This window comes from Nostocoides sp. F2B08, from assembly GCF_009184895.1.
Lineage (GTDB): Bacteria > Actinomycetota > Actinomycetes > Actinomycetales > Dermatophilaceae > F2B08.
Map to the genome: position 1 here is coordinate 75,213 of NZ_WESE01000010.1, position 22,004 is coordinate 97,216.

The window sequence follows — 22,004 nt, forward strand, 5'->3', positions numbered from 1 at the left end:
TCGTCGGTGATGTGGTCACGGCCGGTCGGGTCAGAGACCGAGCTCGCGCAACAGGACGGTGACACGCTGCTGCACGTCGTCCCGGATGTCGCGAACCGTCTCGAGGGACTGCCCGTGTGGATCGGACACGGTCCAGTCGAGATAGCGCTTGCCCGGATAGACCGGACAGGCGTCACCGCAGCCCATCGTGACGATGACGTCGGCGGCCTGGACCACCCGGTCCGTGAGGGGCTTGGGAAACGTCTCGGCGAGGTCGATGCCACGCTCCGCCAGGACGGTCACGACGTGTGGGTTGATCTCGTCGGCCGGGGCGCTACCGGCCGAGCGCACCCGCACCCGGCCGCCGGAGAGGTGCTGCGCGAGAGCGGCGGCGAGCTGGGACCGTCCGGCGTTGTGCACGCAGACGAACAGGATCTCCGGCATGGCCTTCGCGATGCGCCCGTCGGCCTGGGCGGCCGCCAGGAGCTGGTCCCGGGCGAAGCGGCGGACGAGCACGGGCAGGAAGTCGGTCACCGTCGCGCGGGGTTCGAGCGCCTCCCTCGCCTCGGCGACGGCCCGCTCGACCGACGCGCGCGAGAAGACGCCGTCGTACTCGTAGGCGAGGTCGTCGACGACACGGACGTAGGCCGGATCTCCGGTCGGTGCTGGTCGGGTCGTCATCGAGGGCTCTCCTGCTCGGCCGGGACGGGATGGGGGAAGCGGCGGCGCAGCCAGAGACTGACGTAGACGAGCGCGACGAGGACGGGCACCTCGATGAGCGGCCCCACCACACCCGCGAGCGCTTGCCCCGAGGTCACGCCGAAGGTCGCGATCGCCACGGCGATCGCGAGCTCGAAGTTGTTGCCCGCGGCGGTGAACGCCAGCGTCGTCGTCCGCTCGTAGCTCATCGTCAGGAGGCGGCCGACGAGGTAGCCGCCGCCCCACATCAGTGCGAAGTACACGAGCAGGGGCACGGCGATGCGCGCGACGTCGAGTGGGTTCGAGGTGATCTGGTCGCCCTGCAGGGCGAAGAGGATGACGATCGTGAAGAGGAGTCCGTAGAGCGCCCACGGACCGATCCGGGGCAGGAAAGAGGTCTCGTATGCGGTGCGCCCCCACCGCTTCTCGCCCACCCGGCGCGAGAGGTAGCCGAGAAGAAGCGGGATCCCGAGGAAGATCAGGACCGACTTCGCGATCTGCCAGGAGGAGACGTCGAGGTCCTCCTGGGGCAGACCGAGCCACGCCGGCAGGACCGTGAGGTAGAAGTATCCGAGGGCGGCGAACGCGAAGACCTGGAAGACCGAGTTCAGCGCGACGAGGACGGCGGCAGCCTCACGATCACCGCACGCGAGGTCGTTCCAGATGATGACCATCGCGATGCACCGGGCGAGGCCGACGATGATGAGCCCGGTGCGGTACTCCGGCAGATCGGGCAGGAAGATCCACGCCAGCGCGAACATGAGTGCCGGTCCGACGACCCAGTTCAGGATGAGGCTCGAGACGAGCAGCCGACGGTCGCCGGTGACGGTGTCGAGCCGGTCGTAGCGCACCTTGGCCAGGACCGGGTACATCATGACGAGAAGGCCGATCGCGATCGGCAGCGAGATCCCGTCGACCTCGACGGCGGACAGGTGCTCGTCCAGGCCGGGCACGAGCCGGCCCAGCAGGAGACCGGCGACCATCGCGAGCCCGATCCACGCGGGGAGGAACCGGTCCAGGGTCGAGAGCCGGTCGACCACGTGGGCGTCGGCGTCGCCGTGGGTCGGGACCGAGGAGGATGGAGGGGCGCTCATGCGATCGGGCGTGGGGTGGTCCGGACTGCCATGCGGCTATCGCATCATCCTTCATCGATTCCTGTCAATATTGATGATCACCGATGTAGGGCGTCTATGCTGACCGTCATGAGCACAGCGACCTCCTCGGTCTCCGCACCTGCCTGTTGCGGGATCACGCCCGAGCTCGCGCTCTCCCGTGAGGAGGCCGAGCGGACCGCCGCCCTGCTCAAGGCGGTGGCCGACCCGACGCGACTGCAGCTGCTCGCCCTGATCCGCGACAGCGAGGGCGCCGAGGCGTGCGTCTGCGACCTCACGGCCCCGATCGGGCTGAGCCAGCCGACGATCAGCCACCATCTCAAGGTCCTGACCGAGGCCGGGCTCCTACGCCGCGAGAAGCGCGGCACTTGGGCCTGGTTCGCCCTGGTGCCCGAGCGCCTCGACGACCTCGCCGCGATCTTCCGCTGACCGCTCGGTGCTCAGCCCGCAACGATCTCGCGAAGACCCCGGATCAGCCGCTCGACGTCGGCGTCGTTCGTGTACGGCGCGAGTCCGATCCGCACGCCTCCCTCGTCGCCGAGACCGAGGTGACGTGAGCACTCGATCGCATAGAAGTTGCTCGCCGGAGCGTTGACGCCCCGCTCGGCGAGCGCGCGGTACACATCCGTGGAGTCGTGCCCGTCGATCGTGAAGAGCATCGTCGGGGTGCGCCGCTCCGCGTTCGAGTACACCCGCATACCGGGCATGTCGCGCAGCTCCCCTTCGAGCCGAGCGAGCAGGCGCGCCTCGTGCTCGTGCAGGGCCGCATACGAGGCGAGTATGCGCTCCCTCCTCATCTCGGACACCCCCTCGACGTCGGGTCCGGGCCCCGGCCCACCGGGGTCGGCGAGGCCGGCGATGAAGTCGACGGCGGCGGTCGTGCCGGCCATGAGCTCGTAGGGCAGCGTCCCGAGCTCGAACCGCTCCGGCACGTCGTCGGTCGACGGCAGCAGCTTGTCGGGACGCACCGCCTCGAGCAGGGACCGGTGCGCGGCCGCGACGACACCGCAGTGCGGGCCGAGCAGCTTGTAGGGCGAGCAGGTCCAGAAGTCGGCGCCCAGGGCGGCGACGTCGACCGAGTCGTGCGCCGTCGCGTGCACGCCGTCGACCCAGAGCAGCGCCCCGACGTCGTGGACCAGATGGGAGATCGTGCGCACAGGAGGCCTGGTGCCGATGAGGTTGGACGCAGCGGTCATGGCGACGAGCCGGGTGCGCTCGGACAGCACCGGCGCGAAGTGATCCTCGAGCTGGGTGCCGGTCGCGGGGTCGAAGTCCGCCCACCGCACGGTCGCGCCGACCGCCTCGGCCGCCTGCACCCAGGGGCAGACGTTGCTGTCGTGGTCGAGCCGCGAGACGACGACCTCGTCGCCCGGCCCCCACGTCTTCGCGAGCGCACGGGAGAGGTCATAGGTCAGCTGGGTCGCGCTGCGGCCGAAGACCACCGCACCCGGATCCACCGCGAGCAGGTCGCCGAGCGCGGCCCGGCATTCGGCAACGACCTGATCGGCACGCTGCTCCGCGGCGGTGACGGTGCCGCGGTTGGCGATCGCGGAGGTCAGCGTGTCGGCCACTGCGGCCGCCACCACGTCCGGGGTCTGAGTGCCGCCCGGCCCGTCGAAGTGCGCGGCACCCTCACGGAGCGCCGGGAAGCGGGAGCGGATCGCGTCGACGTCGTAGGCCATGGGACACATCCTGCCCGCCCAACCGCCCTCTCGAGTCGGCGGCCCGCTTTCGTCGGGCGACCGATCAGGCTGACCGGCCCGGAGGTAGTTTGGAGCCGTGCCGACCCGACCCCTCGACGAGCTCGTCCATCCGTCCTGGGTCCCCGCGCTGCGTCCTCACGAGGGGACCCTCGCGGTGCTCGGCGAGTTCCTCCGCGAGGAGGTCGCGGCGGGCCGCGGCTACCTGCCCGCCGGGCAGCACGTGCTCCGGGCGTTCGAGCTCCCGCTCGAGGACGTCCGGGTCCTCATCGTCGGCCAGGATCCGTACCCGACGCCGGGGCATCCGATCGGACTCTCCTTCGCCGTCGCCCCGGACGTTCGCCCCGTTCCCCGCAGTCTCGCCAACATCTTCACCGAGCTCGGCACCGACCTCGGCCTGCCCCGCCCGAGCACCGGCGACCTCACCCCGTGGGCCGAGCGCGGGGTCATGCTGCTGAACCGGGTGCTCACGGTCGGCCCCGGGAGCCCGGCGAGCCACCGGGGCAAGGGCTGGGAGGACATCACCGCCGCCGCGATCGACGCGCTCGCCGAGCGCGGCGGCCCGCTCGTCGCGATCCTGTGGGGACGCGACGCCCGCGGTCTGCGGGGGCGTCTCCAGCGCATACCGTGCATCGAGTCGGCCCACCCGTCACCGCTCTCCGCGCACTCCGGCTTCCTCGGCTCGCGGCCGTTCAGCCGCGCCAACGACCACCTCCGCCGCCTCGGCGCCGACCCCATCGACTGGAGGCTTCCGTGACCCTCACCTCCCCCGATGCGACCCCCCGCATCTGGCAGCGCTACGTCGCCATCGGTGACTCCTTCACCGAGGGGATGGTCGACCCCGACCCGGCCGACCCGACGCGCTACCGCGGCTGGGCCGACCGGCTCGCCGAGCACCTGGCCGAGCGGGCCGCCCACCACGGCACTGACTTCGGCTACGCCAACCTGGCCGTCCGCGGACGCAAGCTCGACGACATCGTCGGCCCCCAGCTCGAGCGGGCCCTGTCGATGGCGCCGGATCTGGTCTCGATCATCGGCGGGGGCAACGACATGCTGCGCCCGTCGGTGGACCTCGACGCCCTCGCCGGCCGTCTCGAGGAGGCGGTCATCGAGGTCCGCTTGACCGGAGCCGACGTGCTCCTCTGCACGCCGACCGACCCCCGCGAGGCCGGGCTGTTCAAGGCGCTGCGGTCACGCCACTCGGTCCACGCCGCCAACCTGTTCACGATCGCCCACAACCACGGCGCCTACATCATCAACATGTGGGGCCTGCGTGCGACCCGGGACTGGCGGATGTGGGGCGAGGACCGCATCCACCCCTCGGAGCTGGGGCACGAGCGGATCACCCAGGCCGCACTCCTCGCGCTCGGCCTGCCCGAGACCGACCCCGACTGGCAGGTCCCCCTGCCGCCGGCGGAGCGGGCCGGACGACGCGAGGAGCTGCGCCAGCACGCGACGTGGGCGCGCACCCACGCGGCCCCGTGGGTGCAGCGCAGACTGCGCGGCACCTCCTCGGGCTCGGAGCTGGCCGCCAAGCGCCCGGAACTGGCCCCGGTCGAGGCCCTCAGCCGGCGAGGAAGTCGAGCACGAGGCGGCTGAACGCCTCGGTGTGCTCGATCTGGGTCCAGTGTCCGCACCGGCCGAAGATGTGCGCCTGGGCGTCGTCGATCCAGTCGAGCAGGGTCAACGTGGTCGAGAGCGGGATGACCTTGTCGTCCCGACCGTGCACGAGCAGGGTGGGGTGGGGCAGTGCACGCAGGTCGGCCTCGCCGTGCGCCATCGCATCGACCCAGCGTTGGCGTGGCGCGGGGAACATCCGGGAGAACGCGTCCTGCGACCCGGGCCGCAGGCTCGCCTCGTAGCGCATCCGCACCAGGTCGTCGCTCGCCAGCGACGGGTCGTAGGCGAAGACATCGCGGATGAGGTGGCCCATCGTCTCGACCGACGGCTCGTAGCCCCACACCGCGTCCAGGCCCTCGGTGATCTCGAACGGAACCCCGACCGATCCCATGAGGACGAGGCGGTCGACCCGCTCGGGATGGTGGATCGCGAGCGCCAGGGCCATCGAGCCGCCGAAGGAGTTGCCGACGACCGAGGTCCGCTCGATGCCGAGCGCGTCGAGCAGGTCGACGACCTGCCGCAGCCACGTCTGCGTCGAGAACTCCCAGTCGTCGGGCACCGGCGTGTGGCCGAATCCCGCGAGATCGGGGGCGATGACGCGGTGACGGCTCTCGAGATGGGGCATGGGGAGACGCCAGTTGGCCCACGCGCTCACTCCCGGGCCGGAGCCGTGCAGGAGAAGCAGCGGATCCCCCGCACCGCGGTCGTGGTAGTTCGTCGTCAACGGGCCGGTGCGGATGCGCGTGCCGACCTCGGGGTCGGCCTGGACCTGGGTATGCGTCGTCACGTTCTCCGTTCTAGTCGCCGGCCGCGGGGGTCGGGTCGGTCGTTCCGCGTCGGAGAACGCACCTCGGACGTGCATGGTCGGGATGCGACCCTCGTCACCTGCCTCGATCCGGCACGAAAGGGGGATGACGGCGTCGGCCCTCGGGTCTACGGTTGACGAATGGCCATGATGGGCTGGGGCGCACGCCCCCTGATCCTCGATGTCGAAGCCGACTCGGTCCAGCTGGGGCGCACGGAGACCGAGCTGGCCCGCAGCTTCGGTGCGACGTTCCGCGTCCGCGGCGAGGTCGCCGCCGACGACGCGGTGCACCTCCTCGAGAAGGCCCACGAGCGGGGCGAACGGGTCGCGCTGGTCCTCGTCGACGACAGCCTGCCCGAGGACGACCGGGCGGCGGTGCTGGGGACCGCCCGGCGCCTGCACCCTGAGGCCAAGCGCCTCCTCCTCGTGCCGTGGGGGTCGTGGGCCGACCCGCGGGTGGCGAGCACGATCCTGCAGGGCATGGCGATCGGGGACGTCCACGCATACGCCCTGAGGCCCTGGGTCGAGGGTGACGAGCTGTTCCACCGCAGCGTCGCCGAGTTCGTCCACGACTGGTCCCGCGCCGACCCGCGCAACAAGCGCGAGGTCGTCGTCGTCGCTGACCGGCACTCCGGCCGCGGCTTCGAGGTGAGCAACCTCCTGCAACGCAACCGGATCCCCTACGCCTTCCGCGAGCGGAGCTCGGAGCAGGGCCAGGACGTGCTGGCGGCGGCCGCGCCGAAGCGCGACGGCGAGGTCGTCGTCTGGATGCCGGCGATCGGCGGGGTGACCCTCGTCGATCCCACCGACGCCGAGGTCCTCTCCGCGTGGGGTATCCCGACCACGGTGCCGCCCGAGTGCTCCTCGGTCGACCTCCTCGTCGTCGGTGCGGGCCCGGCCGGGCTGGCCGCCGCGGTCTACGGTGCCTCCGAGGGTCTGAGCACCCTCGTCGTCGAACGCGACGCGATCGGCGGACAGGCGGGCACGAGCTCGCTCATCCGCAACTACCTCGGCTTCTCCCGCGGCCTCAGCGGGTCGGAGCTGGCACAGCGCGGGTACCAGCAGGCGTGGATGTTCGGCGCCCGGTTCGTCCTCACTCCGGTCGTCGAGTCCGTCGAGCCCTGCGCGGACGGCCTCTTCCGGGTCCGGGTGTCCGACGGCTCGACGGTGACCGCGCGGGCGGTCGTGCTCGCCTGCGGGGTCAGCTACCGGCGGCTCGGCATCCCCAGCGTCGAGGCCTTCACGGGGCAGGGCGTGTACTACGGAGCCAGTGTGACGGCCGCGCACTCCCTCACCGGCCTGACGGCCGCCGTCGCCGGCGGGGGGAACTCGGCCGGGCAGGCGGTGCTCCAGCTCGCGCGCTACTGCCCGAGGGTGCATCTCGTCGTCCGCGGTCGGTCCCTCGACGAGACGATGTCCTCCTACCTCATCGACGCCATCGACGGGGAGCCGGCCATCACCGTGCACCTCCAGACCGACGTGACCGGCGCCTCGGGAGAGGACCGGCTGGAGCGGCTGACGCTCACCCACCGCACGACGTCCGAGTCCTGTGAGATCGACGCGGACGGCCTGTTCGTCATGATCGGGGCCGACCCGCAGACCGACTGGCTCCCGGCCGAGGTCGCCCGCGACGACCGCGGCTTCGTCCTCACCGGCGCCGATGCCCTGCCGGACGACGGTTCGCGCCCGACACAGCCCTACGAGACCTCGGTGCCAGGCCTCTTCGCCGTGGGCGACCTGCGCTGCGGGTCGCTCAAGCGCGTCGCCTCGGCGGTGGGCGAGGGATCGGTCGTCGTGAGCCAGGTGCACCTGCATCTCGCCCAGGAGGCCGCGAAGAGATGACCGGCGGGCGCGACCGGCAGCGCCCTTCCCGCAGCTGGATGCTCGGCGGGGTGGTGACTCTGCTCCCCGTCGTCGCGCTGTGGCTGCTGCTCAGGCGGCCCGAGCTGGACGTCATGTGGCAGCACCACCCGGCCCATTTCTGGCTGGTGCTGGTCGCCGCGGCGCTCTCGGCGGTCCTCGCCTACGGGACCGGCGAGGCGGCCGCACGACGTGGGGACGCACGTCTGATGTACGTCTCGCTGGCCTTCTTGTCCTCGGCCGGCTTCCTCGGACTCCACGCCCTCGCCACACCGGGTGTCCTCCTCGCCGCCCCCAACGTGGGCTTCGCCGTCGCCACGCCCGCGGGGGTCGCCCTCGGCTCTCTCTTCGCGATCCGCTCGACAGGGTCGTTCTCCGGTTCGGCCGCTGCGCGCGAGGTGTCGCGTGCGAGGCGGGCGCGGGTGGTGTTGCTGCTGTTCATGGCGCTCTGGGCCGCGGTGTCGCTGCTCGGTCTGCCGCCACTGTCGGGCCCGCCCACGGGCGCGGAGCGACTGCCCCTGCTCGTCGCCGTTCCTGGTGTGCTGCTCTACCTCGCCGCCGCCTGGGCCTACCTCCGACTCTGGCTGAAGCGGCAGGAGGCCGTCCTCGCGGCGGTGACCACCGCATACATCCTCCTCGCGGAGGCCCTCGTCGCCATGGTGCTCTCCCGCAACTGGCACCTCTCCTGGTGGGAGTGGCACCTGCTGCTCCTCGCCGCCTTCGCCCTCGTCGCGATCAGCGCCCAACGGTCCTGGTACGAGGAGCGGTTCGGCGCGCTCTACCTCGACGACACCAGCTCGGGAGCGCGCGAGATGAGTGTGCTGTTCGCGGACCTTCAGGGCTTCACGACGTTCTCCGAGGCGCACGAGGCGGACGACGTGACCGACATGCTCAACGAGTACTTCGCGGTAGCCGTCCCGGCCGTGACCGCACACGGCGGCGACGTCGACCGGATCGTCGGCGACGCCCTCATGGTCACGTTCAACAAGCGCGGCAACCAGCCCGACCACCCCCGTCGCGCTGCCCTGGCAGGGCTGGACATGCAGGCGGCCACGCGGGAGGTCGCCGAGCGGCACCCGGACTGGCCGCGGTTCCGGGTGGGGATCAACACCGGCCCGGTCGCGGTGACGCTCCTCGGGGCGAGCGGCGGGCGCACCCACACCGTCATCGGCGACACGGTCAACACGGCGTCCCGGATCGAGGGCATCGCACCGGTCGGCGGCGTGGCGATCGGCGCGACCACCCTCGCCGCACTCCCCGGGGCGACGACCCGGTCCATGGGGCCGGTCGCCCTCAAGGGCAAGACCGAGACGACCGAGGCGTTCGTCCTCGTCGGCCTCGACGCGGGGTACGACGGGTGACCGTGCGTGCGCGAGCGCGCCGGTCCTCTGGCCCCCGGACGCGAACACGCTTAGCGTGAGGGAGTGAGCGAGGCACCGACGATCCGAACCCTGGGCGAGCTGCGCGCGAGTGGACACGAGTCCAAGCCGCTGCGCCAGGAGATCCGCGACAACCTGGTGAGGCTGCTGGCGGCCGGACAGGACCCGTGGCCGGGTCTGCACGGCTTCGGCTCGACGGTCATCCCGCAGCTCGAGCGCGCGCTGCTCGCCGGCCACGACGTCGTCCTGCTCGGCGAGCGCGGCCAGGGCAAGACACGCCTGCTGCGCAGCCTCGTCGGCCTTCTCGACGAGTGGTCGCCCGAAATCGACGGGTCCGAGCTGGGTGAGCACCCCTACGAGCCGATCGCCTCCGAGTCGCAACGTCGCGCGGCCCGCGACGGAGACTCGCTCCCGGTGACGTGGCGGCACCGCAGCGAGCGGTACGCCGAGAAGCTCGCCACCCCCGACACCTCGGTCGGCGACCTCATCGGCGACGTCGACCCGATGCGGGTGGCCGAGGGCCGGCGGCTCGGGGACCCCGAGACGATCCACTTCGGACTCATCCCCCGCAGCCACCGCGGCATCGTCGCGATCAACGAGCTTCCCGACCTCGCCGAGCGGATCCAGGTGGCGATGCTCAACGTCATGGAGGAGCGGGACATCCAGATCCGCGGCTACGTCCTGCGGCTGCCCCTCGACGTGCTCGTCGTCGCCTCGGCGAACCCCGAGGACTACACCAACCGTGGGCGGATCATCACCCCGCTCAAGGACCGGTTCGGAGCCGAGATCCGCACGCACTACCCGGTCGAGCTGGTGGACGAGGTCGCGGTCATCCGGCAGGAGGCGCACCTCGTCGCGACGGTGCCGGACGTCCTGATCGAGATCCTCGCCCGGTTCACCCGCGGCCTGCGAGGGTCCTCGGCCGTCGACCAGCGATCGGGTGTCTCGGCGCGCTTCTCGATCGCCGGCGCCGAGACCGTCGCCGCGGCGGCACTGCACCGGGCGACCACGCGCGGCGAGTCCGAGGCGGTGGCCCGGGTCGTCGACCTGGAGTCGGCGGTCGACGTGCTCGGCGGCAAGGTGGAGTTCGAGGCCGGGGAGGAGGGCCGCGAGCGCGAGGTGCTGCAGTACCTCCTGCGCACCGCCACCGCCGAGACGGTTCGCGAGCACTTCCGGGGCATCGACCTCGGCCCGCTCGTCGGAGCGATGGAGGCCGGCGTCCTCGTCGTCACCGGCGACAGCGTGACCGCGGACGAGCTGATCGGTGAGCTGCCGGACCTCGGGGACAGCGACCTCTACGAGCAGGTCTGCGACCGCCTCCGAGCCACGAGTCCGGGTGAGCGGGCCAGTGCCCTCGAGCTCGCACTCGAGGGCCTGTACCTCGCGCGGAAGATCTCGAAGGAGACCGACGGAGACCGGACGGTGTACGGGTGAGCGACCGGCGCGACGCCCACCGGTCCCGGTACGGCAGGTACGCCGGCGGCCCGGACCCCCTCGCGCCGCCGGTCGACCTTTCCGAGGCCCTCGACGCCATCGGCGAGGACGTCATGGCCGGGTACTCCCCCGAGCGGGCCATGCGGGAGTTCCTCCGCCGCGGCGGCCGCGACACGGTCGGGCTCGACGAGCTGGCCCGTCAGGTCGCGAGGCGGCGCCGTGAGCTGCTCGAGAACCACTCGCTGGGACGGACCCTCGACGAGATCCGCGAGCTCCTCGACCGGGCGATGCTCCAGGAGCGCGGCCAGCTCGCGCGGGACGTGACGATGGAGGACCTGGACCGGGCCTTCCGCGAGACGCGTCTCGAGAACCTTCCGCCGTCGACTGCCGCCGCGGTGTCCGAGCTGTCCGACTACGACTGGGCGTCGAGCGAGGCGAGGCAGACCTTCGAGGAGATCAAGGACCTGCTCGGCCGGGAGATGCTCGACCAGCGCTTCGCCGGGATGAAGCAGGCGCTCGAGAACGCCACCGACGAGGACCGCGCCCGCATCCAGGAGATGCTCGACGACCTCAACGACCTTCTCGACAAGCACGCCCGGGGGGAGGACACCGACGTCGACTTCGAGCGGTTCATGGACAAGCACGGGCAGCACTTCCCCGAGAACCCCCGGTCGGTCGAGGAGCTGATCGACGCCCTGTCCCAGCGCGCGGCGGCCGCCCAGCGGATGCTGAGCTCGATGACGGAGGAGCAGCGCCGCGAGCTCATGGAGCTCTCGGCCCAGGCCTTCGGCTCGCCGCACCTCGCGCAGTCCCTCTCCCGCCTCGACGCGACCCTGCGAGGGCTCCGCCCCGGTGAGGACTGGGGCGGGTCCGAGCGCTTCGGCGAAGGCCAGGGGCTCGGTCTCGGCGACGGGACCGGGATGCTCCAGGACATCGCGGAGCTGGACGGCCTCGCCGAGCAGCTCTCTCAGTCCTATGCGGGGGCACGGCTCTCCGACATCGACGTGGACGCGCTCGCCCGGCAGCTCGGAGACGAGGCCGCCGTCGAAGCGCGCACGCTCGCCGAGCTCGAGAAGGCGCTGCGCGACACGGGATACCTCAGGCGCGACTCGGACGGCGCTCTCCGGCTGTCCCCGAAGGCGATGCGCCGGCTCGGCAAGGAGCTGCTCAAGGACGTCTCGACCCGGCTCTCGAGCCGGTCCGGGCAGCGCGACGCCCGGCTCGCGGGGGCGGCGGGCGAGCGCAGCGGAGCCTCCCGGGCCTGGGAGTTCGGGGATACCGAGCCCTGGGACGTCACGCGCACCGTCACGAACGCAGTGACCCGCACGGTGAGCGAAGGTGTCGACCCGCGGGCGGGCATCAGGATCGCGGTGGACGACATCGAGGTCACCGAGACCGAGGCACGGACTCGGTCGGCGGTCGCCCTGCTCGTCGATACCTCCTTCTCCATGGCGATGGACGGCCGCTGGGTGCCGATGAAACGGACGGCTCTCGCGCTGCACCACCTCATCTCCTCGCGGTTCCGCGGCGATCACCTCTCGCTCATCTCGTTCGGTCGGCATGCCCGGACGATGGGGATCGAGGAGCTGACGGCGCTGGACGCCCTGTGGGACAAGGGGACCAACCTGCACCACGCGCTGCTGCTCGCCAACCGTCACTTCCGGAAGCACTCCGGTGAGCAGCCGGTCCTGCTCGTCGTCACCGACGGTGAACCTACGGCCCACCTGCTGCCCGACGGTCACGTGTGGTTCGACTACCCGCCCCACCCCCAGACCATCACCCGCACCGTCGAGGAGCTCGAGGCCGCACGTCGGCTCGGCGCCCGCACGACGTTCTTCCGGCTGGGCGAGGACCCCGGTCTGGCCCGGTTCGTCGACCAGATGGCACGACGGGTCGACGGGCGCGTCGTCGCCCCGGAGCTCGACGATCTCGGCGCGGCAGTGGTCGGCTCATATCTCGGGGCGCGCGGGCAGAGCCGGTCCTTCACGAGCGACTGGTACGGCGGCAGGGGATTCTGGGTTCCCGAGTGACGGGCCGAACTGCGGTGTCCGGAACCGTCCGGCGTGCGCTCAGCTGCCGGGCACGAAGGGCGCCTCGTCGAGCACCGGACCCAGGACGGAGCCGTCGGGGGACCGGAGGACATCGCTCTGGTCGGTCAGCGTGCTCGCCGAGCTCGCCCTACTGATGTTCGTCCGGCTGTAGACGACGTCCCCCGGCTGCATGGACGGCACCAGAGTGTCCACGGTCACGAGCGTGAAGCCGCGGGCGCGCAGGTCGGAGATGATTCCGGGAACGGCATCGACGGTCGTCGAGTGGCTGTCGTGGAGGAGGACGATCGAGCCGGAGCGCGCGTTGGCAGCGACGTGGGACCTGATCCGCGCCGCATCCCTGACCTCCCAGTCCCGCGGGTCGACCGACCACAGGATGAGCGGCTTGCCCAAGGTACGCGTCGTGGAGTTCCACGAGCCGAAGGGAGGTCGGAGCTGGGTGCTGCGCCGCACTCCGGCGGTTGCCAGCGCGTTGTCCGTCCGGGTGACCTGGGAGAGCTGCCCGCTGTAGCTGAGGGTTGTCAGCTGCGGGTGGCTGTAGGTATGGTTCTCGACCGCCAGCCCGGCGCTCTGCATCCGCCGCACCGTCGCCGGACGGTTGGCCACCTGGCTGCCGACGACGAAGAACGTGGCCGGTGTCTTCGTCCTCACGAGCGTGTCGATGAGCCGATCGGTGTATGCGCTGGGGCCGTCGTCGAAGGTCAGCGCCACGCAGGCCTGCCGCGCGCAGTCGACGGTTGCGGTGCGTTCGAGGGTGAACTGGTTGGAGTACACGGTTCCGAGGGGCGTGCTTGCGGCGACGCGGAAGGTGTACTTCCCCGGGGTAGAGGAACCGTAGGTCAGCGGGATGACGAAGTAGCCGTTCGAGTCGGTGGTCCGCACCTGCGAGGTGCTCCACCCGGTACTGAGCAGTACCTGGGTCCGCACCTGGCCACCCGCGTAGCCGCTGACCGTGCCCCACGTGTTCGTCGTCTGGTTCACGGGCTTGGTGCCGGCCGACTTGGCCACGACGGTGGCGGTGCGCCGCAGCTCGAACGGCTGGGAGTACACCACACCCATCGACGTGCTGGCTCCGACGCGGAACGTGTGGATCCCGACCCGGCTGGATCCGTAGGTCAAGGGGATGACGAAGTAGCCCGTGGCGTCCGCGGTCCGGGTCTGCGAGCGCGACCACCGGCCGTTGACGAGCGCCTCGGTCCAGACACTGCGGTTCGCCGCCCGCGGCAGCCTCCCCCACGTGTTGGTGGTCTGGTACACCGGCTTGGTCCCGGCCCAGCCGGGCTGCCACGGGGTGCGCGTGAGGGTGAAGGGCTCGGAGTAGACGACGCCCTCGCTCGTCGCCGCCCCCACCCGGAAGCGGTACTCACCCACCGTGGCGAATCCGTACGTGAGCTCCAGGACGTACTTCCCGTCGGCGCTGGTCCGACCGACCTTCGAGCGGGACCACGCATCAGTGCCCAGGTCGACCTCGGTCCACACCTCCCGCTCACCCGGCTCGGAGACCGATCCCCACACATTCGTCGCGAAGCCGACCGTCTTCGTCCCCGCGGTCGAGGCCGAGACCACGACGGCGGCGGACGCCGACGACGCCATGCCGACCATGAGAACGAACGACAGCACCACTGAGAGCAAGACACGCGGCCTCATACGTGAACGTTACGCCCGGCCCCACGGCGGGAACAGCAGAATGGGGATTCGGGGGCCGATCGGATGATGCCGTGCCGCGGACCTGCCCCGGCCGGTGCGCGCAGTTCCGCAAGTTCGGAGATATAGTCCGGTTCATGTCGCTTCTGCGGATATCTGAGGCCGCCGGCCTGCTCGGCGTCTCGGACGACACCGTCCGGCGGATGGTCGACTCCGGCCGTCTCCACGCCACGAAGGACCGGTCCGGCCGGCTCGCCGTCGACGGAGCCGACCTCGCCGAGATCGCCGTCGAGATCGCCTCCCCCACTGCACCGGGACCCGTCACCGACGAGTCCGCGCGCAACCGGATGCGCGGCATCGTCACGCGGGTCGTCAAGGACACCGTGATGGCCCAGGTCGAGCTGCAGTGCGGGCCGTTCCGGATCGTCTCCCTGATGTCGAGCGAGGCGGTGGACTCCCTGGGCCTCGAGCCGGGATCGGTGGCCGTCGCCTCGATCAAGGCGACCAACGTCATCGTGGGCGTGCCGTGAAGCCGGTCGGTGCCGGGCTGGGCGCCGCGCTCGGCGCGACAGCCGCAGTGCTGCTCCTCGCCTCGTGCGGCGGGACGTCGGAGGGTGCGACGCAACAGCCCCCGAGCACGGTCACCGTCTTGGCCGCTGCCTCTCTGACGGAGGCGTTCACGGAGCTGGCCACCGCATACGAGGACGCGCACCCTGGCGTCACGGTCGAGGTGAGCACTGGGTCGAGCACGACCCTCGCCCAACAGATCGCCGAGGGCGCTCCCGCGGATGTGTATGCGGGCGCCGGCACGGGTGCGCTGGCGCAGCTCCCGGAGGGATACGCCGCGGACGGCGGGGAGGAGGTGCTCACCCGCAACGTGCTGGAGATCGCGGTTCAGCCGGGCAACCCGCAGGCGATCAGCGGCCTGACCGACTTCGCCAGGACCGACCTGGACACCGTGCTCTGTGCCGAGACCGTTCCGTGCGGCCGGGCGGCCGACGAGGCGTTCGCGTCCGCGGGCATCACGGCGACCCCGGCCTCTCGCGAGCTCGACGTCAAGGCGACCCTGGCCAAGGTCGAGCTCGGCGAGGCGGACGCGGCCATGGTCTACCGCTCCGACATCGTGGCGGCACGCGACGCCGTCGAGGGTGTGGTCATCCCGGACGAGGAGAACGTCACGCTCGACTACCCGCTCGTCTGGTTCGACGAGGACGAGCACACTCTGGGCTTCGTCGAGCTGCTCCTCGGTGACCGCGGACAGCAGGTCCTCACCGACCTCGGATTCTCAGGTCGATGAGGAGGCTTGCCGGCAGCTCGGCCCTCCTGTTCGCCCTCGCCGGACTCGGGGTCGCGCTCGTCGCGCTCCCGATGCTGGGGCTGCTCCTGCGCACCGACTGGGGTGACGTCCTCGACGACCTGCGCTCCCCCATCGTCTGGCCGGCCATCCGACTGTCCCTCATCACCACGGCGATCACCCTCGTCCTCGCCCTGATCGTCGGCACCCCTCTGGCCTGGCTGCTGTCGCGATCGCAGGGACGCGCCGGACGATGGCTCCGGGCCCTCCTCACCGTCCCGATCGTCCTGCCACCGGTCGTCGGCGGTGTTGCGCTGCTGCTGGCCTACGGGCGCAACGGAGTGGTGGGTGCGCCGATCTTCGAGGCGTTCGGGCTGCGCCTGCCGTTCACACCGGTGGCGGTGGTGCTGGCCCAGCTGTTCGTGGCCCTGCCGTTCTACGTCCTGGCCGTCGAGGGTGCGATGCGTTCGGTCGACCGGCGCTTCGACGCGGTCGCCGCGACCCTGGGGGCATCGCCGACCCGGGTCTTCCTCCGGGTCGCCCTGCCGCTCGCGGCCCCGGGCATCGTCGCCGGCGCGGCGCTCGCGTGGGCCCGGGCGCTCGGCGAGTTCGGCGCGACGATCACCTTCGCCGGCAACCTCACGGGCCGCACCCAGACCGCACCGCTCGCCGTGTACGTCTCCCTCCAGTCCGATCCGCAGGCGGCGATCGCGCTCTCGGTCACCATGCTCGCCGTCTCCGTCGCCGTCCTGGGGCTGCTGCGCGGGCGGTGGTCCGGATGAGCCTCGACGCCCACGTCGTCACGCACCGGGGGGACTTCGCCGTCGACGTCGCCGTGCAGACGGATCCCGGCACGACCGTCGCCCTCCTCGGTCCCAACGGCTCGGGTAAGACGACGACCCTCGACGCGATCGCCGGCCTGCTGCCGCTCGACGGGGGCCATGTCCGGGTGAGCGGAGTGACGTGGGCCGACGCGCATACCGTGCTTCCACCCCAGCGGCGCCGGACCGGCCTCGTGGCCGCAAACCATCTCCTCTTCCCCCACCTGACGGCTCTGGAGAACGTCGCGTTCGGCCCCCGCAGCCGCGGCCTGGGCCGGTCGGCGGCGCGGGCGCGGGCGAGAGCCGAGCTCGACGCGCTCGGGATCGGTGACCTCGCCGGCCGACGCCCCACTGCGCTGTCCAACGGCCAGGCCCAGCGGACCGCCCTAGCGCGAGCCCTGGCCACCGATCCAGCGGTCCTCCTCCTCGACGAGCCGCTCTCGGCGCTCGACCCCACGACCCGCGCGGAGGTTCGGGCCGGCCTCGCGCACCGCCTCGCCGGGTTCGCCGGGGTCACGGTTCTCGTCACCCACGACCCGCTGGATGCGCTCACCCTCGCCGACCGGCTCGTCTTCGTCGAGGCCGGTCGCGTCGTGCAGTCCGGCCCGCCGGCCGAGGTCGTGGCCCGCCCGCGGGACGCCTATGTCGCCCACGTCGTCGGCCTCAACCTGTATGCGGGAGAGACTCGCTCGCAGACGCTCGTCGAGACGTCGGTCGGCCCGGTGGTCACCTCCGGGCACGACCATGTCGGGCCCTCGTGGGTCTCGTTCGCGCCCGCAGCGGTCTCGCTCTACCCGGCGCGGCCGGGTGGGTCACCCCGCAACGCGTGGGAGTGCACGGTCCGAGCCGTCGAGATCGTCGGTCAGACGGCGCGGGTTCGCCTCACGGACGACGCGAGCGGCGAACCGGTGGTCGCCGAGGTGACGACGGCCTCGGTCGCGGAGCTCCGGCTGCAGACCGGGGCGACGGTCTGGGCGACGGTCAAGGCCACAGAGGTGACCGCCTACCCGGCCTGACCCTCCCCGAACCGGGACATTACTCCCTCTTTGCAGAGACTTTGCACAGTGTTCGAAGACGAGGGAGTGGCTCACATCCTAGTCACGGTGTACTCCGAACCCGTTGAACCGTCAAGCACTACTGGCCGAACGGTCGATGACCTGGGGAAACGACTGAGGTCTAGCGTCGGGAGGGTCCACCCCCCACGGGTCACAGGCGCGGACGTTTCTGTTCGAATGGAGACCAACGGTGAAGACACTAGTGGGGGTGGCCGCTGCCCTGGCCATTACCCTGACGCCCTTAGGCGTCGCCACATCCACCTCCGCCGCCACCTCGACCGGTGCCGGCATCGCGGCGCTCAGCGCCGCCAAGCCCGATCCCAAGCAGCAGTACAAGGACAAGGCCGCCAAGGTCAAGGAGAAGAAGGACAAGCTGATCGACCAGGCCGACCGCGACGCGGCGGCCGCTCGTGCGCTCCAGGAGGGCGCCCTCAACCCGCTGATGATGGTGGATGCCGAGGCGATGGCGGCCGCTGCCGCCCTGCCGGGAGAGGCTCCTCGGTACTTCAGCCACCCCAACTATGCCAACAGTCCGCTGCCCGAGGTGAATGTCACGCCTGGCACAGAGACCACGGTCGGCAATGCCCTCCAGGACCGGCAGTACGCGACGGACGCCGCCGACAACGTCTTCGTCCTCGCCAACGGGACACTGCCCGATGGAATGCTGACCGGGTTCCAGGTCTGGAACCAAGCCTCCGCCGCAACTGGTGACCCCTCCGCGGGCAAGTCCTTCCACGCCTACGTGTTGCGCCCGACCCGCTACACCGGCCAGTACAGCGTCGTCTTCGACAGCGGCCTGCTCACCATGCCGGCTCTGACCACCACCGGGGTCAGCGAGGTCGCCACCTTCGGGGTCGCGAACTTCGCGGTGCAGTCAGGCGACCGCGTCGCGTTCTACGGACAGGGCGTTCCCCTCGACGACTCCCCGGGGCCCGACAGCGTGTACTACCCGTCTGACATCAGCCCCCTCCAGGGTGAGGCCATCCAGCTGCCGTCGACGGACTTCCCCATCTTCGGACCGCGGACCTACTCCTTCGGAGCCACTGTGATCGGGCCCGATGCCGTCGAGATCGTTCCCGGCACCGGCATCCGCAAGTTCGTCGACGAGCTGCCGATGATTGCCGCGGCGACGCCGGACACGGCGTCCTACGAGGGTTCCGACTTCTACCGGATCGGACTCGTCGAGTACACCCAGCAGATGCACTCCGACCTCGCAGCGGAGACCACGCTGCGCGGCTACGTCCAGATTTCGGATACACCAACGGACTTCCCCCTGCCCGGAGGGCTGTTCGGCGTGACAGAACCGAGCTACCTCGGTCCGGCTATCGTGGCGCAGAAGGACCGGCCGGTCCGGATCGAGTTCCACAACCTGCTGCCGACCGGAGCGGATGGCAACCTCTTCCTCCCGGTCGACACGACGGTGATGGGTGCCGGCATGACTCCGGACGGACATGAGGCCATGGAGGGGATGGCCCCCGACATGGTCGACCCGCAGGTGCCGATGTGCAACGACCCGGCGACCAAGCCGATGATGGTCGAGATGGGGCACTGTTACTCGGACAACCGGGCGATCATCCATCTGCACGGCGGCATCACCCCATGGATCTCCGACGGGACCCCGCACCAGTGGATCACTCCGCCGAACGAAGCGACTCCCTTCCCCGAGGGCGTCAGCGTCAAGAACGTGCCCGATATGACGAATGTCGATGCGTCGGATGACGGCGTCCAGACGTTCTACTACACCAACGCCCAGAGTGCGCGGCTGATGTTCTACCACGACCACTCGTGGGGGATCACCCGGCTCAACGTCTACGCCGGGATGGCCGCGCCGTACATCATCCAGGACGAGACCGAGCAGGCCCTCGTCGACGCCGGGACCATCCCGGACGCCGACTCGACCATCCCACTCGTCATCCAGGACAAGACCTTCGTGCCGAACGACGCCCAGCTCGCCCTGGCGGACGAGACCTGGGACACGAACGCCTGGGGCGGCGAGGGTAACCTCTGGCTGCCGCATGTCTACTCACCGGCCCAGAACCCCGGCGACCCCTCCGGCGTCAACGCCTACGGCCGGTGGGCCTACGGTCCGTGGTTCTGGCCGCCGACGAACAATGTCGAGTATCCGCCGATCGCGAACGAGTACTACGACCCGAACTGTGACCCTGAAGCCGGGTGGTGCGAGCCCCCGCTCATGCCGAGCACTCCGTTCAACTCGATGGGCATGGAGGCGTTCATGGACACCCCCGTGGTCAACGGCAAGGCGTACCCGACGACGACTCTGGAGCCCAAGCCGTACCGCCTGCGCATCCTCAACGCAGCCAACGACCGGTTCCTCAACCTGTCGCTGTACCAGGCGGTCGACGCCAACGGTGACGTCTGTGACGCCGCCAACACGGCACCTGCTGCGGAGTCGACCGGGGTGGCGTGCACAGAGGTCGCGCTCAACCCGGACGAGGTCGCGGCTGCACTTGGCGACCCGACGGTCTTCCCGACTCCGGTCGCCGGCACCGAGGGCCCGAACTGGGTCGTCATGGGCACCGAGGGCGGCTTCCTGCCGTCGCCCGTCGAGGTTCCCGCGCACCCGACGACCTGGGTCAACGACCCGACCGTGTTCAACGCCGGAAACGTCGACCAGCACTCGCTGCTCGTCGCTCCGGCCGAGCGGTTCGACGTCGTCGTCGATCTGTCCGCGTACGCGGGTCAGACCCTGATCCTCTACAACGACGCACCGGCGGCCTTCCCGGCCCGCGACCCGCGGTACGACTACTACACCGGCAACGGCGACTACCGCGAGTCCGGTGGAGCGTCGGCCACGCTGCCCGGGTACGGGCCGAACACCCGCACCGTCATGCAGATCAAGGTCGCGGACGCGGCCCCGGCTCAGGCGTTCGACGTCGACGCGCTCAACGCGGCGTTCGCGGGCGGCGACGGAACGGGCGTGTTCGAGTCGGGTCAGAAGCCGATCGTCGTCGGCCAGGGCGAGTACAACAGCGCCTACGGCACCGACTTCCCGACGAACGGCCCGCTCAACGGCACGGTGCAGATCTACGACACTTCGCTCACCTTCAACCGGCTGGTCGACCCGGACCCCGACACGGCACCCGGTGCGCCCTTCACCACCTCGACCGCCGACGAACGTCTGACGGTGAACCTGAAGCCCAAGATGATCCAGGACGAGATGGGTGAGGCCTTCGAGCTGGAGTACGGCCGGATGAGCGGCTTCCTCGGCGTGGAGACACCGAACGCCCAGGCAGGACTGCAGAACATGATCCTGTACGGGTTCTCGATGCCCCCGACCGAGGTGCTCGACGGCATCGAGCTGCCGCCGGGAATGGAGGCCACTCCGATCGCCCAGGCGGACGACGGAACGCAGATCTGGAAGTTCACGCACAACGGGGTGGACACACATCCCATCCACTTCCATCTCTACGACGTCCAGCTGCTCAACCGCGTCGGCTGGGACGGCATCATCCGCAAACCGGATCCGACCGAGCTCGGCTGGAAGGACACCGTGCGGATCAGTCCTCTCGAGGACACCATCGTCGCGGTGCGGCCGATCATCCCGCCGATCCCGGACGAGTGGGGAGGTCTGCCGAACAGCGTCAGGTTGCTCGACCCGTCGATGCCAGCGGGTGCCTTCATCGAGGGTGCGAACACCACGCAGCGGGAGGCGCTCGGGCTGCCGCTCCTGGCGTTCAACCCCGACGGCGAGCCGATCGACGTGGTGAACCACTTCGTCAACTTCGGCTGGGAGTACGTCCTCCACTGTCACATCCTCAGCCATGAGGAGATGGACATGATGCGTACCCAGGCGGTTGCGGTCAACCCGGCCGAACCGACGTTCATCTCCGCCGTCCGAACGGGCAACGGTGCCAACCGGCGGTACACGGTCACGTGGACGGACAACTCGAAGAACGAGACCGCCTTCGTCATCGAACGTCGAGCGGGGTCGACCGGAGCGTGGTCGCAGATCGCGATGGTCCAGACCGAGGACAGGGTCAACCTCACGTCCCTACCGACGTCCACCACCGAGACAGGCGCCGCGACGGGTCAGGCCACCTACGTCGACCGGATCGGCAACACCAACACCCAGTATCAGTACCGGGTGTACGCCATCAACACGGTCGGGGACACCTGGGACTACTCGAACCCGGCGTTCAACAACCTCCCGCCCGGCGGCGGATTCCCGACGATCACGGCCAGCAGCCGTGACATCGGCCAGGTTGCGGCCGACCCGGTCGCGGCGCCGACGAACCTCGCCGGGACGCTCACCGTGAAGAACAGGAAGACCTCCACGGTGAACCTCAGTTGGACGGACAACGCCTCCAACGAGACGGGGTTCCTCATCCAGCGGACCAACCCTGACGGCAGCGTGACCAACGCGACGGTGGCGGCGGGCGTGACCACGTTCACCCAGACCGTCACGTCCGGCGTCTCCTACGGATACCGGGTGCATGCCTTCAGCGACACCACCCAGTCGGGCTGGTCCAACACCATCCGGCTGCCGTGATCCACGGCCGCTGACAGGCGCGGAGCCCGGGTGGACCCCGTCCA

At 70.5% G+C, this 22,004-nt stretch carries 17 protein-coding genes; 12 read left to right on the top strand and 5 right to left on the bottom strand.

Features of this window, described 5'->3' with window-relative positions:
• Positions 1 to 30 precede the first annotated feature (30 nt).
• Together GA707_RS17890 and arsB are read right to left on the bottom strand one after the other, a co-directional pair.
• Positions 31 to 660: a low molecular weight phosphatase family protein gene (locus GA707_RS17890; protein ID WP_152179812.1), complete on the bottom strand. Its 630-nt coding sequence runs from the start codon at positions 658 to 660 to the stop codon at positions 31 to 33.
• A complete protein-coding gene (gene arsB, locus GA707_RS17895) occupies positions 657 to 1,772 on the bottom strand; it encodes an ACR3 family arsenite efflux transporter (RefSeq protein ID WP_152179813.1) in 1,116 nt (371 codons plus the stop codon). Before arsB ends, GA707_RS17890 begins: the two co-directional genes overlap by 4 nt.
• A gap of 108 nt (positions 1,773 to 1,880) precedes the next feature.
• Here arsB and GA707_RS17900 point away from each other — a divergent pair, with 108 nt between their 5' ends.
• On the top strand, positions 1,881 to 2,219 hold the full coding sequence (locus GA707_RS17900; RefSeq protein WP_152179814.1) for a metalloregulator ArsR/SmtB family transcription factor: 339 nt from the start codon (positions 1,881 to 1,883) through the stop codon (positions 2,217 to 2,219).
• Positions 2,220 to 2,230: 11 nt separating this feature from the next.
• Here GA707_RS17900 and GA707_RS17905 read toward each other — a convergent pair whose 3' ends face one another.
• Positions 2,231 to 3,472, bottom strand: coding sequence for a cysteine desulfurase-like protein (locus GA707_RS17905; RefSeq protein ID WP_152179815.1), 1,242 nt, complete (start codon positions 3,470 to 3,472; stop codon positions 2,231 to 2,233).
• A gap of 97 nt (positions 3,473 to 3,569) precedes the next feature.
• On the opposite strand from GA707_RS17905, the gene GA707_RS17910 reads away from it, so the two are divergent.
• Complete coding sequence (locus tag GA707_RS17910) at positions 3,570 to 4,247, top strand: uracil-DNA glycosylase (RefSeq protein ID WP_152179816.1); 678 nt, start codon at positions 3,570 to 3,572, stop codon at positions 4,245 to 4,247.
• Positions 4,244 to 5,089, top strand: a complete 846-nt coding sequence (locus GA707_RS17915) for an SGNH/GDSL hydrolase family protein (protein WP_152179817.1) — start codon at positions 4,244 to 4,246, stop codon at positions 5,087 to 5,089. The genes GA707_RS17910 and GA707_RS17915 overlap by 4 nt, the downstream gene beginning before the upstream one ends.
• On the opposite strand, the gene GA707_RS17920 is transcribed toward GA707_RS17915, so the two are convergent.
• Positions 5,055 to 5,897, bottom strand: a complete 843-nt coding sequence (locus GA707_RS17920) for an alpha/beta fold hydrolase (protein ID WP_226963928.1) — start codon at positions 5,895 to 5,897, stop codon at positions 5,055 to 5,057. The two genes, GA707_RS17915 and GA707_RS17920, sit on opposite strands and share 35 nt — an antisense overlap.
• A gap of 159 nt (positions 5,898 to 6,056) precedes the next feature.
• On the opposite strand from GA707_RS17920, the gene GA707_RS17925 reads away from it, so the two are divergent.
• From GA707_RS17925 to GA707_RS17940, 4 genes are all read left to right on the top strand, one after another.
• Positions 6,057 to 7,757: an FAD-dependent oxidoreductase gene (locus GA707_RS17925; protein ID WP_152179819.1), complete on the top strand. Its 1,701-nt coding sequence runs from the start codon at positions 6,057 to 6,059 to the stop codon at positions 7,755 to 7,757.
• On the top strand, positions 7,754 to 9,136 hold the full coding sequence (locus GA707_RS17930; RefSeq protein WP_152179820.1) for an adenylate/guanylate cyclase domain-containing protein: 1,383 nt from the start codon (positions 7,754 to 7,756) through the stop codon (positions 9,134 to 9,136). The genes GA707_RS17925 and GA707_RS17930 overlap by 4 nt, the downstream gene beginning before the upstream one ends.
• A gap of 63 nt (positions 9,137 to 9,199) precedes the next feature.
• Positions 9,200 to 10,588: a magnesium chelatase gene (locus tag GA707_RS17935; RefSeq protein WP_152179821.1), complete on the top strand. Its 1,389-nt coding sequence runs from the start codon at positions 9,200 to 9,202 to the stop codon at positions 10,586 to 10,588.
• Positions 10,585 to 12,618, top strand: a complete 2,034-nt coding sequence (locus GA707_RS17940; RefSeq protein ID WP_152179822.1) for a VWA domain-containing protein — start codon at positions 10,585 to 10,587, stop codon at positions 12,616 to 12,618. Before GA707_RS17935 ends, GA707_RS17940 begins: the two co-directional genes overlap by 4 nt.
• Before the next feature lie 39 nt (positions 12,619 to 12,657).
• On the opposite strand, the gene GA707_RS17945 is transcribed toward GA707_RS17940, so the two are convergent.
• Positions 12,658 to 14,283, bottom strand: coding sequence for a polysaccharide deacetylase family protein (locus tag GA707_RS17945; protein WP_152179823.1), 1,626 nt, complete (start codon positions 14,281 to 14,283; stop codon positions 12,658 to 12,660).
• Positions 14,284 to 14,417: 134 nt separating this feature from the next.
• On the opposite strand from GA707_RS17945, the gene GA707_RS17950 reads away from it, so the two are divergent.
• From GA707_RS17950 to GA707_RS17970, 5 genes are all read left to right on the top strand, one after another.
• Positions 14,418 to 14,810, top strand: a complete 393-nt coding sequence (locus GA707_RS17950; RefSeq protein ID WP_152179824.1) for a molybdopterin-binding protein — start codon at positions 14,418 to 14,420, stop codon at positions 14,808 to 14,810.
• Positions 14,807 to 15,577: a molybdate ABC transporter substrate-binding protein gene (modA, locus tag GA707_RS17955; RefSeq protein ID WP_193315404.1), complete on the top strand. Its 771-nt coding sequence runs from the start codon at positions 14,807 to 14,809 to the stop codon at positions 15,575 to 15,577. The genes GA707_RS17950 and modA overlap by 4 nt, the downstream gene beginning before the upstream one ends.
• The gene (locus GA707_RS17960; protein ID WP_152179825.1) at positions 15,574 to 16,356 is read left to right on the top strand and encodes an ABC transporter permease; all 783 of its coding nucleotides are present in this window, start codon (positions 15,574 to 15,576) and stop codon (positions 16,354 to 16,356) included. Before modA ends, GA707_RS17960 begins: the two co-directional genes overlap by 4 nt.
• Positions 16,353 to 17,411 carry a sulfate/molybdate ABC transporter ATP-binding protein gene (locus GA707_RS17965; protein ID WP_152179826.1) on the top strand — a complete coding sequence of 353 codons (1,059 nt, stop codon included), beginning with the start codon at positions 16,353 to 16,355 and terminating at the stop codon, positions 17,409 to 17,411. Before GA707_RS17960 ends, GA707_RS17965 begins: the two co-directional genes overlap by 4 nt.
• A gap of 229 nt (positions 17,412 to 17,640) precedes the next feature.
• The gene (locus tag GA707_RS17970) at positions 17,641 to 21,960 is read left to right on the top strand and encodes a multicopper oxidase domain-containing protein (RefSeq protein ID WP_226963929.1); all 4,320 of its coding nucleotides are present in this window, start codon (positions 17,641 to 17,643) and stop codon (positions 21,958 to 21,960) included.
• The last annotated feature ends 44 nt before the right edge of the window (positions 21,961 to 22,004 follow it).